Origin of the sequence: Streptomyces cinerochromogenes (assembly GCF_014648635.1) — a bacterium.
GTDB lineage: Bacteria > Actinomycetota > Actinomycetes > Streptomycetales > Streptomycetaceae > Streptomyces > Streptomyces cinerochromogenes.
This window is the reverse complement of the sequence record NZ_BMRM01000006.1, coordinates 182,959-196,382: the sequence shown is the minus strand read 5'-3', so window position 1 is coordinate 196,382 and position 13,424 is coordinate 182,959. Positions and strand designations below refer to the sequence as shown.

At 68.8% G+C, this 13,424-nt stretch carries 12 protein-coding genes and 1 tRNA gene; 2 read left to right on the top strand and 11 right to left on the bottom strand.

What is annotated here, in order from left to right; translation table 11 throughout:
• Nucleotides 1-27: 27 nt before the first annotated feature.
• The 10 genes from rpoB to IEZ20_RS14025 all read right to left on the bottom strand — a co-directional run bounded on the left by rpoB (nucleotide 28) and on the right by IEZ20_RS14025 (nucleotide 10,042).
• Nucleotides 28-3,513, bottom strand: coding sequence for a DNA-directed RNA polymerase subunit beta (gene rpoB / locus IEZ20_RS14070; protein ID WP_189298155.1), 3,486 nt, complete (start codon nucleotides 3,511-3,513; stop codon nucleotides 28-30).
• Between the two features lie 550 nt (nucleotides 3,514-4,063).
• Nucleotides 4,064-4,453 (bottom strand): 50S ribosomal protein L7/L12, encoded by a 390-nt coding sequence (rplL, locus tag IEZ20_RS14065; protein WP_086697259.1) that lies wholly within the window; start codon nucleotides 4,451-4,453, stop codon nucleotides 4,064-4,066.
• 111 nt (nucleotides 4,454-4,564) lie between these two features.
• Nucleotides 4,565-5,095 (bottom strand): 50S ribosomal protein L10, encoded by a 531-nt coding sequence (rplJ, locus tag IEZ20_RS14060; RefSeq protein ID WP_086697258.1) that lies wholly within the window; start codon nucleotides 5,093-5,095, stop codon nucleotides 4,565-4,567.
• Between the two features lie 534 nt (nucleotides 5,096-5,629).
• Nucleotides 5,630-6,562 (bottom strand): SCO4651 family lipoprotein, encoded by a 933-nt coding sequence (locus IEZ20_RS14055; protein ID WP_189298153.1) that lies wholly within the window; start codon nucleotides 6,560-6,562, stop codon nucleotides 5,630-5,632.
• A gap of 167 nt (nucleotides 6,563-6,729) precedes the next feature.
• On the bottom strand, nucleotides 6,730-7,455 hold the full coding sequence (gene rplA, locus IEZ20_RS14050) for a 50S ribosomal protein L1 (RefSeq protein ID WP_189298151.1): 726 nt from the start codon (nucleotides 7,453-7,455) through the stop codon (nucleotides 6,730-6,732).
• A gap of 108 nt (nucleotides 7,456-7,563) precedes the next feature.
• Nucleotides 7,564-7,998: a 50S ribosomal protein L11 gene (rplK, locus tag IEZ20_RS14045; RefSeq protein ID WP_030747472.1), complete on the bottom strand. Its 435-nt coding sequence runs from the start codon at nucleotides 7,996-7,998 to the stop codon at nucleotides 7,564-7,566.
• Nucleotides 7,999-8,131: 133 nt separating this feature from the next.
• Nucleotides 8,132-8,539: a hypothetical protein gene (locus IEZ20_RS14040; RefSeq protein WP_189298150.1), complete on the bottom strand. Its 408-nt coding sequence runs from the start codon at nucleotides 8,537-8,539 to the stop codon at nucleotides 8,132-8,134.
• Nucleotides 8,540-8,619: 80 nt separating this feature from the next.
• Complete coding sequence (nusG, locus tag IEZ20_RS14035) at nucleotides 8,620-9,495, bottom strand: transcription termination/antitermination protein NusG (RefSeq protein ID WP_189298148.1); 876 nt, start codon at nucleotides 9,493-9,495, stop codon at nucleotides 8,620-8,622.
• Nucleotides 9,496-9,575: 80 nt separating this feature from the next.
• Nucleotides 9,576-9,863, bottom strand: a complete 288-nt coding sequence (gene secE, locus IEZ20_RS14030) for a preprotein translocase subunit SecE (protein WP_189298146.1) — start codon at nucleotides 9,861-9,863, stop codon at nucleotides 9,576-9,578.
• 106 nt (nucleotides 9,864-9,969) lie between these two features.
• Nucleotides 9,970-10,042, bottom strand: a tRNA-Trp gene (locus tag IEZ20_RS14025).
• 259 nt (nucleotides 10,043-10,301) lie between these two features.
• Here IEZ20_RS14025 and IEZ20_RS14020 point away from each other — a divergent pair.
• Nucleotides 10,302-11,528, top strand: a complete 1,227-nt coding sequence (locus IEZ20_RS14020) for a pyridoxal phosphate-dependent aminotransferase (RefSeq protein ID WP_189298144.1) — start codon at nucleotides 10,302-10,304, stop codon at nucleotides 11,526-11,528.
• 127 nt (nucleotides 11,529-11,655) lie between these two features.
• Complete coding sequence (locus IEZ20_RS14015) at nucleotides 11,656-12,696, top strand: adenosine deaminase (protein ID WP_189298142.1); 1,041 nt, start codon at nucleotides 11,656-11,658, stop codon at nucleotides 12,694-12,696.
• Nucleotides 12,697-12,720: 24 nt separating this feature from the next.
• Here IEZ20_RS14015 and IEZ20_RS14010 read toward each other — a convergent pair whose 3' ends face one another.
• Nucleotides 12,721-13,338 carry a TetR/AcrR family transcriptional regulator gene (locus IEZ20_RS14010; RefSeq protein WP_189298140.1) on the bottom strand — a complete coding sequence of 206 codons (618 nt, stop codon included), beginning with the start codon at nucleotides 13,336-13,338 and terminating at the stop codon, nucleotides 12,721-12,723.
• Between the last annotated feature and the right edge of the window lie 86 nt (nucleotides 13,339-13,424).

Genomic DNA, 13,424 nt, shown 5'->3' with positions numbered 1-13,424 from the left:
GTGGGTGAGGGCCCCGCCGGACTCCCGTCAGACCTCTTCGACGCTGCTCGGCTCGCGCCGGGACAGGTCGATGCCGAGCTCCTCCGCAGCGCGGAAGACGTCCTCGTCGGTGTCGCGCATCTCGATGGACATGCCGTCCGAGGACAGCACCTCCACGTTGAGGCACAGGGACTGCATTTCCTTGATGAGCACCTTGAAGGACTCGGGAATGCCGGGCTCAGGGATGTTCTCGCCCTTGACGATGGCCTCGTAGACCTTCACGCGGCCGGTGACGTCGTCGGACTTGATGGTCAGCAGCTCCTGGAGGGCGTACGCGGCGCCGTAGGCCTCGAGGGCCCACACCTCCATCTCACCGAACCGCTGGCCACCGAACTGGGCCTTACCACCCAGCGGCTGCTGGGTGATCATCGAGTACGGACCGGTCGAACGGGCGTGCAGCTTGTCGTCGACCAGGTGGTGCAGCTTCAGGATGTACATGTAGCCGACCGAGATCGGGTCCGGGAACGGCTCACCGCTACGGCCGTCGAACAGCCGCGCCTTACCGGTCGGGAGCACCATGCGCTCGCCGTCCCGGTTCGGGATGGTGTGCTGCAGCAGACCCGCCAGCTCGTCCTCGCGGGCACCGTCGAAGACCGGGGTCGCGACGTTGGTGCCGGGGGCGACCTGGTCGGCGCCGATGGCCTGCAGGCGCTGGGCCCACTCGTCCGCCAGGCCGGAGACGTCCCAGCCGCGGCTGGCGAGCCAGCCGAGGTGGATCTCCAGGACCTGTCCCGGGTTCATTCGGGACGGCACACCCAGCGGGTTGAGGATGATGTCGACCGGGGTGCCGTCCTCCAGGAACGGCATGTCCTCGATCGGCAGGATCTTCGAGATGACACCCTTGTTGCCGTGACGGCCGGCGAGCTTGTCACCGTCGGTGATCTTGCGCTTCTGCGCGACGTAGACGCGGACCAGCTGGTTCACGCCCGGCGGCAGCTCGTCGCCCTCCTCGCGGTCGAAGACGCGCACGCCGATGACCTTGCCGGTCTCGCCGTGCGGCACCTTCAGCGAGGTGTCACGGACCTCACGGGCCTTCTCACCGAAGATCGCGCGCAGCAGGCGCTCCTCGGGGGTCAGCTCGGTCTCACCCTTCGGGGTGACCTTGCCGACGAGGATGTCACCGGCGATGACCTCGGCACCGATGCGGATGATGCCGCGCTCGTCCAGGTCGGCGAGGACCTCCTCGGAGACGTTCGGGATGTCCCGGGTGATCTCCTCGGGGCCGAGCTTGGTGTCACGGGCGTCGACCTCGTGCTCCTCGATGTGGATCGAGGAGAGGACGTCGTCCTGCACGAGGCGCTGCGACAGGATGATCGCGTCCTCGTAGTTGTGACCCTCCCACGGCATGAACGCCACGAGCAGGTTCTTGCCGAGGGCCATCTCACCGTTCTCGGTGGCCGGACCGTCGGCGAGGACCTGGCCCTCGATGATCCGGTCGCCCTCGTTGACGACGACCTTCTGGTTGACCGAGGTGCCCTGGTTGGACCGGGCGAACTTGTGCAGGCGGTACGTGATGTACGTGCCGTCGTCGTTGGCCGTGGTGATGTAGTCCGCGGAGACCTCCTGGACCACACCCGCCTTCTCGGCCTTGACGACGTCGCCGGCGTCGACGGCGGAGCGGTACTCCATGCCGGTACCGACGAGCGGGGCCTCCGACTTAATCAGCGGGACGGCCTGGCGCATCATGTTCGCGCCCATGAGGGCACGGTTGGCGTCGTCGTGCTCGAGGAAGGGGATCATGGCGGTCGCGACCGACACCATCTGGCGCGGCGAGACGTCCATGTAGTCCACGTCCTCGGGGCCGACGTAGTCGACCTCGCCGCCACGACGGCGGACGAGCACGCGGCTCTCCTCGAACCGGAGGTCGTCCGTCAGCGGCGCGTTGGCCTGCGCGATGACGAAGCGGTCCTCCTCGTCGGCGGTCAGGTAGTCGACCTCGTCGGTGACCTGGCCGTCGATGACCTTGCGGTACGGGGTCTCGACGAAACCGAACGCGTTGACCCGGCCGTAGGAGGCGAGCGAGCCGATCAGACCGATGTTCGGGCCTTCAGGGGTCTCGATCGGGCACATGCGGCCGTAGTGCGACGGGTGCACGTCACGGACCTCGAAGCCGGCCCGCTCACGGGAGAGACCACCCGGGCCAAGAGCCGACAGGCGGCGCTTGTGGGTGAGACCCGACAGCGGGTTGTTCTGGTCCATGAACTGGGACAGCTGGCTGGTGCCGAAGAACTCCTTGATGGAGGCGACGACCGGCCGGATGTTGATCAGGGTCTGCGGCGTGATCGCCTCGACGTCCTGGGTGGTCATCCGCTCGCGGACGACACGCTCCATACGCGCCAGACCCGTACGGACCTGGTTCTGGATCAGCTCGCCGACGCTGCGCAGGCGCCGGTTGCCGAAGTGGTCGATGTCGTCGGTCTCGACGACGACCGTCTCGCCGTTGTCACCGGTGGTCTCGGTCTCGCCGGCGTGCAGCTTCACCAGGTACTTGATCGTCGCGATGATGTCCTCGACGGTCAGGATGCCCGCGTCCAGCGGGGTGTCCGTACCCAGCTTCTTGTTGACCTTGTAGCGGCCGACCTTGGCGAGGTCGTAGCGCTTCGGGTTGAAGTAGAGGTTCTCCAGCAGCGTCTGCGCGGCCTCACGCGTGGGGGGCTCGCCCGGACGCAGCTTGCGGTAGATGTCGAGCAGCGCGTCGTCCTGGCCCTGGGTGTGGTCCTTCTCCAGGGTGGCGCGCATCGACTCGTAGTCGCCGAACTCCTCGAGGATCTGCTCGGTCGTCCAGCCGAGCGCCTTCAGCAGCACGGTGACCGACTGCTTGCGCTTGCGGTCGATACGGACACCGACCATGTCGCGCTTGTCGATCTCCATCTCCAGCCAGGCACCCCGGGACGGGATGATCTTGGCGGAGAAGATGTCCTTGTCGGACGTCTTGTCGATGGAGGAGTCGAAGTAGACACCGGGGGAACGGACCAGCTGCGACACCACGACACGCTCGGTGCCGTTGATGACGAAAGTGCCCTTGTTCGTCATGAGCGGGAAGTCGCCCATGAAGACGGTCTGGGACTTGATCTCACCGGTCTCGTTGTTGGTGAACTCGGCGGTGACGAAGAGCGGGGCGGCGTACGTGAAGTCGCGCTCCTTGCACTCGTCGATCGAGTTCTTCGGCGGCTCGAAGCGGTGGTCCCGGAACGTCAGCGACATCGACCCGGAGAAGTCCTCGATCGGGGAGATCTCCTCGAAGATCTCCTCCAGACCGGACTTGGTGGGGACGTCCTGACCGTTCTCCAGAGCCTCCTCGACCCGAGTCTGCCAGGCGGTGTTGCCGAGCAGCCAGTCAAAGCTCTCGGTCTGCAGCGCGAGCAGGTTCGGAACCTCGAGGGGCTCCTTGATCTTTGCAAAGGAGATGCGCAGCGGGGCGGTGCTGGCGCCGTTGTTCGTATTCGCGGTCGAGGCAGTGCGCGAGGCGGCCAAGAGGGGGTCCTTCCGAGGGCTCGGACTCACTACGCGCGTACCGGTCCCTCTCCCGCACACAGGGACGGAAACCCCAGGTCAGGGGGGCTTCGGTCGACTGTGCTCAAGTGAGGGCAGACCCCTGGTGACGGGCAGGGGACAGCTAACAGGCAGCGCAAAGGGTCAGTGTAGCCACTTGGCACACTGATGTCCAGTGCGGGTTTTCGAAGACCCTCGTTGCCCTCAACGCCCTCGTCAACGCCCTCGGCATGCCTGCCCTCAACGCACGTTGATACTGCCCTCTTCGTCGTCGATCCATGCCTCGGATTCGGATCCTTGTGACGACGCGTCCTGAGAATTGCGCGCTGCGTGCGGTTCGTCAAGGGCTCCTTGCCGGAACCGGGTCATCGGGAGACACGACGAAGATCACCTTACCCCGCACGAACACAGGTGCAAGGCAGCCCTCGCCGGGCTCCGGGGAACGCCGAAGGGCGACCACCCGGATGGATGATCGCCCTTCGGTGCGTTCGCGTTACAGCCCTAGCGGGCCGTTTCTGCGGTCGCGAAGGTCTTACTTGACCTCGACGGACGCGCCGGCGCCCTTGAGGGCCTCGGCGGCCTTGTCCGCGGCCTCCTTGTTGACCTTCTCCAGGACCGGCTTCGGGGTGCCGTCCACGAGGTCCTTGGCCTCCTTCAGACCCAGGGAGGTCAGCTCACGCACGACCTTGATGACCTGGATCTTCTTGTCGCCGGCACCGGTGAGGATGACGTCGAACTCGTCCTTCTCCTCCTCGGCCTCGGCGGCGGCGCCACCAGCGGCACCACCGGCGACGACGACCGGCGCGGCAGCGGCGGCGGTGACGTCGAACTTCTCCTCGAAGGCCTTCACGAACTCGGAGAGCTCGATGAGGGTCATCTCCTCGAACTGGGCAAGCAGCTCGTCCTGGGACAGCTTCGCCATGATGGCGGTCCTTCCACTCAAATCGGCAGGTGCCGGATGTACTGGATAAGGCGGGCGTACGTCGGCCCGCTGCGACCCGCGCCTGTGGTGCGGGTCAGAAAGCGAGCCGAATTACTCGGCACCGCCCTGCTCGGCCTGCTTGGCGCGCAGCGCGTCCACGGTGCGGACGAGCTTCGACGGCAGCGCCTGGAAGACGGAGGCAGCCTGGGACTGCTTCCCCTTGAAGGCACCGGCCAGCTTGCTGAGCAGAACCTCGCGGGACTCGAGGTCCGCAAGCTTCTTGATCTCGTCGGCGGAGAGGGCCTTGCCCTCAAGGACACCGCCCTTGATGACGAGATTGGGGTTGTCCTTGGCGAAGTCACGCAGACCCTTCGCCGACTCCACCGGGTCACCGGTGACGAAGGCGACGGCCGTCGGGCCAGCGAAGAGCTGGTCCTCCAGCGTGATCCCGGCCTCCTTGGCCGCAATCTTGGTCAGCGTGTTCTTCACCACGGCGTACTGGGCGTTCTCACCGAGCGACCGGCGCAGCGTCTTGAGCTGCGCCACGGTGAGACCGCGGTACTCGGTCAGCACGGCGGCGTTGGAGCTGCGGAACTTGTCCGTCAGCTCCGCAACCGCGGCAGCCTTGTCGGGCCTCGCCATAGAGCCTCGGCCTCCTTCCGGGTGATTCGGACCGCGCGGACCCGAAGGAGGACTGGGGAAAACGAAACGCCCCGGCGCAGGCGCTCGGGGCGGACTCGACCGGCCGCACACGCGCTCTGCGCGCGCACTCCGGGAGTTCTTCCACAATCACCTGCGCGGGTCGCCCACTTTTCAGCGGATCCTTCGGCCACCGCACCCTCGTTCGAGCGCACGGCAACGACCAGCGGTCTTTGGCTTCTCGAAGAGAGTACGGGACGCAGGCTCGGTCGAGCAAATCGACCGTTTGGGACCGGTCCGGCCGGGGCAACGCACGGCTGCCGACCCAGGCGCCACGATCCTTGAGGCGGCGCAGCGCAGGCCTCCCGGCCGGAGCGACGCAGGCCTTGCCGACGGGACAGCGGGGGCCTTCCGGCCGGGGTGGCGCAGGCCTGCCGCCGGCCACCTGGCCGGGGTGGGCGGCCACAGGCCCCCGGAGGGCGCTGAGCGCGCCTCCGGGGGCCTGGAGAGCCGTCGCCGGTCAGGACGGGCGGCGGGTCAGGAGGTGGTGCCGGTTCCGGTTCCGGTGCCGGTGCCGCCCGTCAGCCCGCCGGACTTCATCATGTCCGCGAAGTCCTTGGTGTCGCTGGCCGGGGGCGCCTCGGCGGTGACCTTCACGCCGTAGTCGCTGTAGAGCGTCGTGTTGGTCATGGCGCCGTTGGCCGTGTCGGCCTTCTCGGTCTTCTTGACCAGCAGGTCCTGGTCGTTGATCCAGACGTCGACGGTCTCGGTGGTGACGCCGGCCTGGGTGAGCTGCTTCTTCAGGGCGGACATCTGGTCGGCGCTGAGGTCGCTGGACTTCTCGGCGAGGTCGGCGACGTCGACCTTGCCCGAGTAGTGCGTGGTGTGGGCGCCGGAGACCGTCTCCTCGCCGACCTTCTTGACGTCACCGGAGGCCAGCAGCAGCTTCACGGACTGGTTCGGGGTGGAGTTCTGGAGCTGGTCCTTCATGTACGACCCGGAGGCGCCGCCGAGCTTGGCGAGGTCGTCGTAGGAGTACTTGATCCAGTGCTTGCCGCCGCCCGCCTGCTGGGCGTACGCGTCGCTCATGTGCGCGTAGTAGGCGTCCGGCAGGTACCGCGCCTCCATGGAGGAGGTGCCGGCCTGCTTCATCAGCTCGGCCATCTTGCCGCCGGTGTACGTGATGGTGAGGTTGCCCTTGAGACCGTCACCCCAGGTGAGGGCGCCGTCCGCGGTCATCGCCATGAGCTCGCCGACGGAGGTCGTGGACCGCACCTTGGCCGAGTCGGCCTTGTCGGTGGACTTCTCGGCGGAGCGCAGGGCGGCTATGGGGCTGACGTGGGTCACGGTCTTGCCGGCCGCCTTGTCACCGCCCTTGTCCGAGTCGGAGGAGCCGCAGGCGGCCACTCCGGTCAGCGCGGCCACCACCGCGATGGAAAGGGCCGCCCGGCGCGCGGTCGTGCTGTTCATCTGCTCCCACCCCAATTGCGTGTCCTGTGCCTGCACCGTAGCCCAGGCCACTGACAGTCGTACGAAAGGTCGCACAAAGAAAGGACGGGCCCGGAACCTCGGAGGTTCCAGGGCCCGCCCTGTTCTTTACGCGTCGCTGACGCGGCTACCGGGACCGAGCCTCAGGCTCAGACGGCGGCCGGGTCCTCCTCGACCAGGAGGTTGCGGGTGCGGTTCGGGTCGACCGGGATGCCGGGGCCCATCGTGGTGGTGATGGCGGCCTTCTTGATGTAGCGACCCTTGGCGGCGGACGGCTTCAGACGGAGGATCTCCTCCAGCGCGGCGCCGTAGTTCTCCACCAGCTTGGAGTCGTCGAAGGACGCCTTGCCGATGATGAAGTGCAGGTTCGAGTGCTTGTCGACGCGGAACTCGATCTTGCCGCCCTTGATGTCGGTGACGGCCTTGGCGACGTCGGGGGTGACGGTGCCGGTCTTCGGGTTCGGCATCAGACCACGCGGGCCGAGGACGCGGCCGAGGCGGCCGACCTTGCCCATGAGGTCCGGGGTGGCGACGACGGCGTCGAAGTCCAGGCGGCCCTTCGAGACCTCGTCGATCAGCTCGTCGGCACCGACGATGTCGGCGCCCGCGGCACGCGCGGCCTCGGCACGGTCGCCGGTCGCGAAGACCAGGACCCGGGCGGTCTTACCGGTGCCGTGCGGAAGGTTCACGGTGCCACGGACCATCTGGTCGGCCTTGCGCGGGTCGACACCCAGACGGAAGGCGACCTCGACGGTGGCGTCGAACTTGGTCGTGGAGGTCTCCTTGGCGAGACGGACGGCTTCGAGCGGGGCGTAGAGCTTCTCCCGGTCGACCTTGGCGTCCGCAGCGCGGAGAGCCTTGCTGCGCTTGCTCACAACTTGCTCCTGTGTGTTCTGAAAGGAGTCGTGGTCCCTGGGCCGAGCAGGCCCTGCCACGTGCGGCTACACATCCCTGGCAGCCGCATGACTACGAGTGGGTCGGGGTCAGCCCTCGACCGTGACGCCCATGGAGCGCGCGGTACCGGCGATGATCTTCGCCGCGGCGTCCAGGTCGTTCGCGTTGAGGTCGGGCATCTTGGTCTGGGCGATCTCGCGGACCTGCGCCTCGGTGATCTTGGCGACCTTGGTCTTGTGCGGCTCGCCGGAGCCCTTCTCGACACCCGCGGCCTTGAGGATCATCTTCGCGGCCGGCGGCGTCTTGGTGACGAAGGTGAAGGAACGGTCCTCGTAGACCGTGATCTCCACCGGGATGACCCAACCGCGCTGCGACTCGGTCGCGGCGTTGTAGGCCTTGCAGAACTCCATGATGTTGACGCCGTGCTGGCCCAGCGCCGGGCCGACCGGCGGGGCCGGGTTGGCGGCGCCGGCCTGGATCTGGAGCTTGATGAGCCCCGTGACCTTCTTCTTCTTGGGAGGCATGCTCTCTCCGGGTCCTTACTGAGAGGTTGACTGCCATCCGCGCCTAGGACCTGCACCCATGGGGGCAAGATCACACAGATGGCATACCGCACCACGATAGCCGCTCTTACCACGAGACAGGAAATCGCCCTGGTCAGGCGGGGTTCGCGGGGTCGGCGGGGTCTTCGGTCCGCCGGTCGCGCCGCACGTACGCGGCCGCGGCCGACAGGGTGACCAGGGTCGCGCCGCCCGGTACGGCGAGCAGCGCGGCCACGGTCCCGCGTCCGGTGTCCTCGGCGAGCGCGACCCGCCCCGGCTCGCCCGGCGCGTGCCGTACCTCCACGGTGTCACCCTCGGCGTGTCCACGCGCGCGCGTGCCGAGCGGGAGGCCGGCCGTGACCTCCTCCCCGTGGAACGGGAAGGTGACGCTGCACCGGCCGAGGATGCAGGTCCCCGCGTGGAAGGTCGCCTCGGCCGGCTCCGCGCCCCGCAGCTCGGTCCGCGCCCAGGCCGCCGGGAGGAAGACGGCGTACACCGTCGCGAGCAGCGCCAGGGCGGCCACGGCGACGAGGGCGGCGGGCCGGACACGGCGAGAGCGCCCCGGCCCGGTGCTGACCGGCGGGGCGCTCTCGGGGGACGGCTTCAGTTCTTCTGGATCTGGTCGAAGGACAGCTCGACCGGCGTCTCGCGGCCGAAGATCTCGACCAGGCCCTTGACCTTCTTCGAGTCGGGGTTGATCTCGTTGATGGTCGCCTGGAGCGTGGCGAACGGGCCGTCGGTGACGGTGACCGAGTCGCCGACCTCGAAGTCCAGGACTTGGACCTCGACCTTGCGCTGCGGGGCGGGCTTGCCCTCGGCCTCGGCGGCCTCGCGGGCGGCCTTCTCCTCGGCCTCCGGGGCGAGCATCTTGACGATCTCGTCCAGGGTCAGCGGGTACGGGTCGTAGGCGTTGCCGACGAAGCCGGTGACGCCCGGGGTGTTGCGGACGACGCCCCAGGACTCGTTGGTCAGGTCCATGCGGACCAGGACGTAACCCGGCAGCTTGTTCTGCTTGATCGTCTTGCGGTCGCCGTTCTTGATCTGGACGACCTCTTCCTGCGGCACCTCGGCCTGGAAGATGTAGTCCTCGACGTTCAGCGAGACGGCGCGCTGCTCCAGGTTGGTCTTCACGCGGTTCTCGTAGCCGGCGTAGGTGTGGATGACGTACCACTCGCCGGGCAGGGTGCGCAGTTCCTCGCGGAGGGCCTGGATCGGGTCCACCGGGGCGGCCGGCTCCTCGGCGGCCTCCTCGACGGCGGCCTCCCCCTCGGCCTCGGCGTCCTCGTCGGCCTCGGCCTCTTCGCCCTCGTCCTCGACGTGCAGGGCGGCCTCCTCGGCCGGCTCCCCCGCCTCGGCCTCGGCAGCCTCGAACTCGTCCTGCTCGTCCGCGCCCTCGACGATGTCGAGCTCGTCGTCCACCGTCTCGGCAGCCAGCCCGCGGGGCTCGGTGGCGTCGTCGTTCAGGTTCGGGTCAGACACGATGGCTGCTTCTTCCTGGATACATAGGGGTGGAACATGCGAAAACGGGCGCCGGTGCCACGGCGCCCTTCGCTCTTGGCTCAGCCGAAAACGTACTTGGCCGCGTGGTCGAGCCCATAGTCAATCACGGTCACCAGGGCGATCATGATGGCGACGAAGAAGATCACCACGGTGGTGTACGACGTCAGCTGGTTGCGCGTCGGCCAGACGACCTTGCGGAGTTCCGCGATGACCTGGCGGTAGAAGGTGGCGAGGCGCTTCAGCGGGCCCTTCTTGGCGCGCTTCCCGCCCTTGCGGGCCCTCTTCTTGGACTCGGGCACCTCGTCCTGGGCGTCAGGCGTGTCGATGGAGCCCACGGCGTCCGTCATTGTCCTCACCTGATCCCGGGTCGTGGCCGTGCCGCGCCCGGTTCCTGAGCCGCACGGCGGTGCAATGCTGTACGTACATGCGCACACATCCTGGCGGTGTGTGTAGCAGGGCCGGAGGGACTTGAACCCCCAACCGCCGGTTTTGGAGACCGGTGCTCTACCAATTGAGCTACGACCCTTTGTGTGTCCCCAACGTACCGCATCCGACCGGGTGCTCGGTGTGCACCGGCTGTGCGGCGGCCGCTGAAGGCCAACGAGGTGAGAGTGTACGTGGTCCGCGGCCCGGCGTCGAACAGAAAGTGCCCGTCGGGAGCGCCGTGACCAAAGATCGTCCTGGCCGGGGGCCGGATTCGGATCCGTGTTCACGCCTCGACCCTTCCTGTTCAGTCTGTGAAACCCGTGTGCCGGGCGCATTTCGTGTCTGGAACGATGGGCCGCATGAGCGCTGCAACCCCACCCACCGAGCGCCGGGTCTCCGCCCGAGTCGGCGCGATCTCCGAGTCCGCGACCCTCGCCGTGGACGCCAAGGCCAAGGCCCTGAAGGCCGCCGGGCGTCCGGTGATCGGCTTCGGCGCCGGTGAGCCCGACTTCCCGACCCCGGACTACATCGTCGAGGCGGCCGTCGAGGCCTGCAGGAACCCGAAGTACCACCGCTACACCCCGGCCGGCGGCCTGCCCGAGCTGAAGGCCGCGATCGCCGCGAAGACGCTGCGCGACTCCGGCTGGGAGCCCGACGTCTCGCAGATCCTGGTCACCAACGGCGGCAAGCAGGCCATCTACGAGGCGTTCGCCGCGATCCTCGACCCGGGCGACGAGGTCATCGTCCCGGCGCCGTACTGGACGACGTACCCGGAGTCGATCCGCCTGGCCGGCGGTGTCCCGGTCGAGGTCGTCGCCGACGAGACGACCGGCTACCGGGTGTCGGTGGAGCAGCTGGAGGCCGCGCGCACGGAGAAGACGAAGGTCGTGCTCTTCGTCTCCCCGTCCAACCCGACCGGCGCGGTGTACTCCGAGGCCGAGACCGAGGCGATCGGCCGCTGGGCCCTGGAGCACGGCCTGTGGGTGCTCACCGACGAGATCTACGAGCACCTGGTCTACGGCGACGCCGCCGCCGTGTCCCTGCCGGGGCTCTTCCCCGAGCTGCGCGACAAGTGCATCGTCGTCAACGGTGTGGCGAAGACGTACGCCATGACCGGCTGGCGCGTGGGCTGGGTGATCGGCCCGAAGGACGTCGTCAAGGCCGCGACGAACCTCCAGTCGCACGCCACCTCGAACGTCTCCAACGTCGCCCAGGTGGCCGCCCTGGCCGCCGTCTCCGGTGACCTGGAGGCCGTGGCGAAGATGCGCGAGGCCTTCGACCGGCGCCGCAGGACGATCGTGCGGATGCTCAACGAGATCGACGGCGTGGTCTGCCCGGAGCCCGAGGGCGCCTTCTACGCCTACCCCTCGGTCAAGGCGCTGCTCGGCAAGGAGATCCGCGGCAAGCGCCCGAAGGACACCGTCGAGCTGGCCGCGCTGATCCTGGAGGAGGCCGAGGTCGCGGTCGTCCCAGGCGAGGCCTTCGGCACGCCGGGCTACCTCCGGCTGTCGTACGCGCTCGGCGACGAGGACCTCGTCGAGGGCGTGAGCCGCGTCCAGAAGCTGCTGGCGGAGGCGCGGGACTAGTTCCCGGCCGCCACGCGCGCGTGCGGGCCGTTTCCCTCCGGGGAAGCGGCCCGCTTCTGTGTGCGGGCAAGACCTCGTGCGGGGAAACGGCTACCGGGGCGGCAGGGACGTACGGCAGGATCTGGGAATGGAGCGTGTACGTGATCTGTCCGAGCTGCCGAAAGCCCATCTGCACCTGCACTTCACCGGCTCGATGCGGCCGGGAACGGTCCTGGAACTGGCCGACAAGTACGGCGTCCGTCTGCCCGACGCGCTGACGGACGCGCTGACCAGCGGGGAACCGCCGAAGCTGCGCGCCACCGACGAGCGGGGCTGGTTCCGCTTCCAGCGGCTGTACGACGCGGCGCGTTCCTGTCTGCGCGAGCCGGAGGACATCCGGCGCCTGGTCCGGGAGGCCGCCGAGGAGGACCTGCGCGACGGCTCGGGCTGGCTGGAGATCCAGGTGGACCCGACGTCGTACGCACCCCGGCTGGGCGGTCTGATCCCGGCCCTGGAGATCATCCTGGACGCGGTGGAGACGACGTCCCGGGAGACCGGGCTCGGCATGCGGGTGCTGGTGGCCGCGAACCGGATGAAGCACCCGCTGGACGCGCGCACACTGGCCCGGCTGGCGGTGCGGTACGCGGACCGGGGCGTGGTCGGCTTCGGGCTCTCCAACGACGAGCGGCGGGGCCTGGCGCGGGACTTCGACCGGGCCTTCCACATCGCGCGGGAGGGCGGTCTGCTGTCGGCGCCGCACGGCGGTGAGCTGGCCGGGCCGGCGTCGGTCCGGGACTGCCTGGACGACCTGCACGCCGGGCGGATCGGGCACGGGGTGCGGGCGGCGGAGGACCCGCGGCTGCTGAAGCGGCTGGCCGACCGGGGCGTGACCTGCGAGGTGTGCCCGGCCTCGAACGTGGCGCTCGGCGTGTACGAGAAGCCGGAGGACGTCCCGCTGCGCACGTTCTTCGAGGCCGGCGTCCCGATGGCGCTGGGCGCCGACGACCCGCTGCTGTTCGGCTCCCGGCTGGCGGCCCAGTACGAGATCGCCCGCCACCACCACGGCTTCACGGACGCGGAACTCGCGGAGCTGGCCCGGCAGTCGGTGCGCGGTTCGGCCGCCCCGGAGGAGGTCAGGAAGCGGCTGCTGGCCGGTGTGGACGACTGGCTGGCACGCCCGGCGGCCTGAGGGGGCGTACGGCGGACAGCATGATCACGACTGCGCGGGCTGTGGGGCGACGGAGACTCCACCCAGCAGGGTCCGCGCGAGCCGGGCGGCGAAGTCGTCCACGGGCGGGCGTTCGCCGCTCTCGGTGGCGTCGTAGGCGAACGCCCGCTGGGCGCAGGCGCCGATGAGCAGGGACGCGGCGGCGTAGGTGTCGGCGTCGGCGCGGACACGGCCGGCGGCCTGTTCGGCGCGGAGGTAGGCGTCCAGGCCCTGGATGGGCAGGTGGGGGCCGGAGCCGAGGGTGCGCAGGGCGTCGTCGTGGCGCCGTTTGAGCTGGGTCTCGGCGTACAGGGAGGCGGCGATCGGGAAGCTCTGCTCGTAGAAGAGGGCGGCCTGGCGGGCGATCTCGGTGAGGTTCGCCTCCAGCGTGCCCCGGCCGGGCCGGGCGGCCAGGCTGTCGAGCAGCGGGGTGAGCCGGGGCAGGCGTTCGGCGAGGACCCGGACGAACAGCTCTTCCTTGCTGTCGAAGTGCTTGTAGAGGGCGGCTTCGGAACAGCCGGCCGCGCGGGCGATCTCCTTGGTGGTGGCGCGGGCGAGTCCGACGGTGAGCATCAGCTCGTGGGCGGCGTCGAGGATGCGGACACGCGCCGGCTTCGTCTCCATGGGGCTCCGTTCGGGCCTTGACGGGTGGGTGAGTGTTTACCCACTCTAGTGGGGAGCGTGGTGAGTAAGTACTCACCCACCCACGC

What these genes read in the sequence shown, in the direction of transcription:
- rplL (WP_086697259.1), bottom strand. Translation starts at nt 4,453, where the DNA reads ATGGCGAAGCTGTCCCAGGACGAGCTGCTTGCCCAGTTCGAGGAGATG.
- rplJ (WP_086697258.1), bottom strand. Translation starts at nt 5,095, where the DNA reads ATGGCGAGGCCCGACAAGGCTGCCGCGGTTGCGGAGCTGACGGACAAG.
- IEZ20_RS14055 (WP_189298153.1), bottom strand. Translation starts at nt 6,562, where the DNA reads ATGAACAGCACGACCGCGCGCCGGGCGGCCCTTTCCATCGCGGTGGTG.
- rplK (WP_030747472.1), bottom strand. Translation starts at nt 7,998, where the DNA reads ATGCCTCCCAAGAAGAAGAAGGTCACGGGGCTCATCAAGCTCCAGATC.
- secE (WP_189298146.1), bottom strand. Translation starts at nt 9,863, where the DNA reads ATGACGGACGCCGTGGGCTCCATCGACACGCCTGACGCCCAGGACGAG.
- IEZ20_RS14020 (WP_189298144.1), top strand. Translation starts at nt 10,302, where the DNA reads ATGAGCGCTGCAACCCCACCCACCGAGCGCCGGGTCTCCGCCCGAGTC.
- IEZ20_RS14015 (WP_189298142.1), top strand. Translation starts at nt 11,656, where the DNA reads ATGGAGCGTGTACGTGATCTGTCCGAGCTGCCGAAAGCCCATCTGCAC.
- IEZ20_RS14010 (WP_189298140.1), bottom strand. Translation starts at nt 13,338, where the DNA reads ATGGAGACGAAGCCGGCGCGTGTCCGCATCCTCGACGCCGCCCACGAG.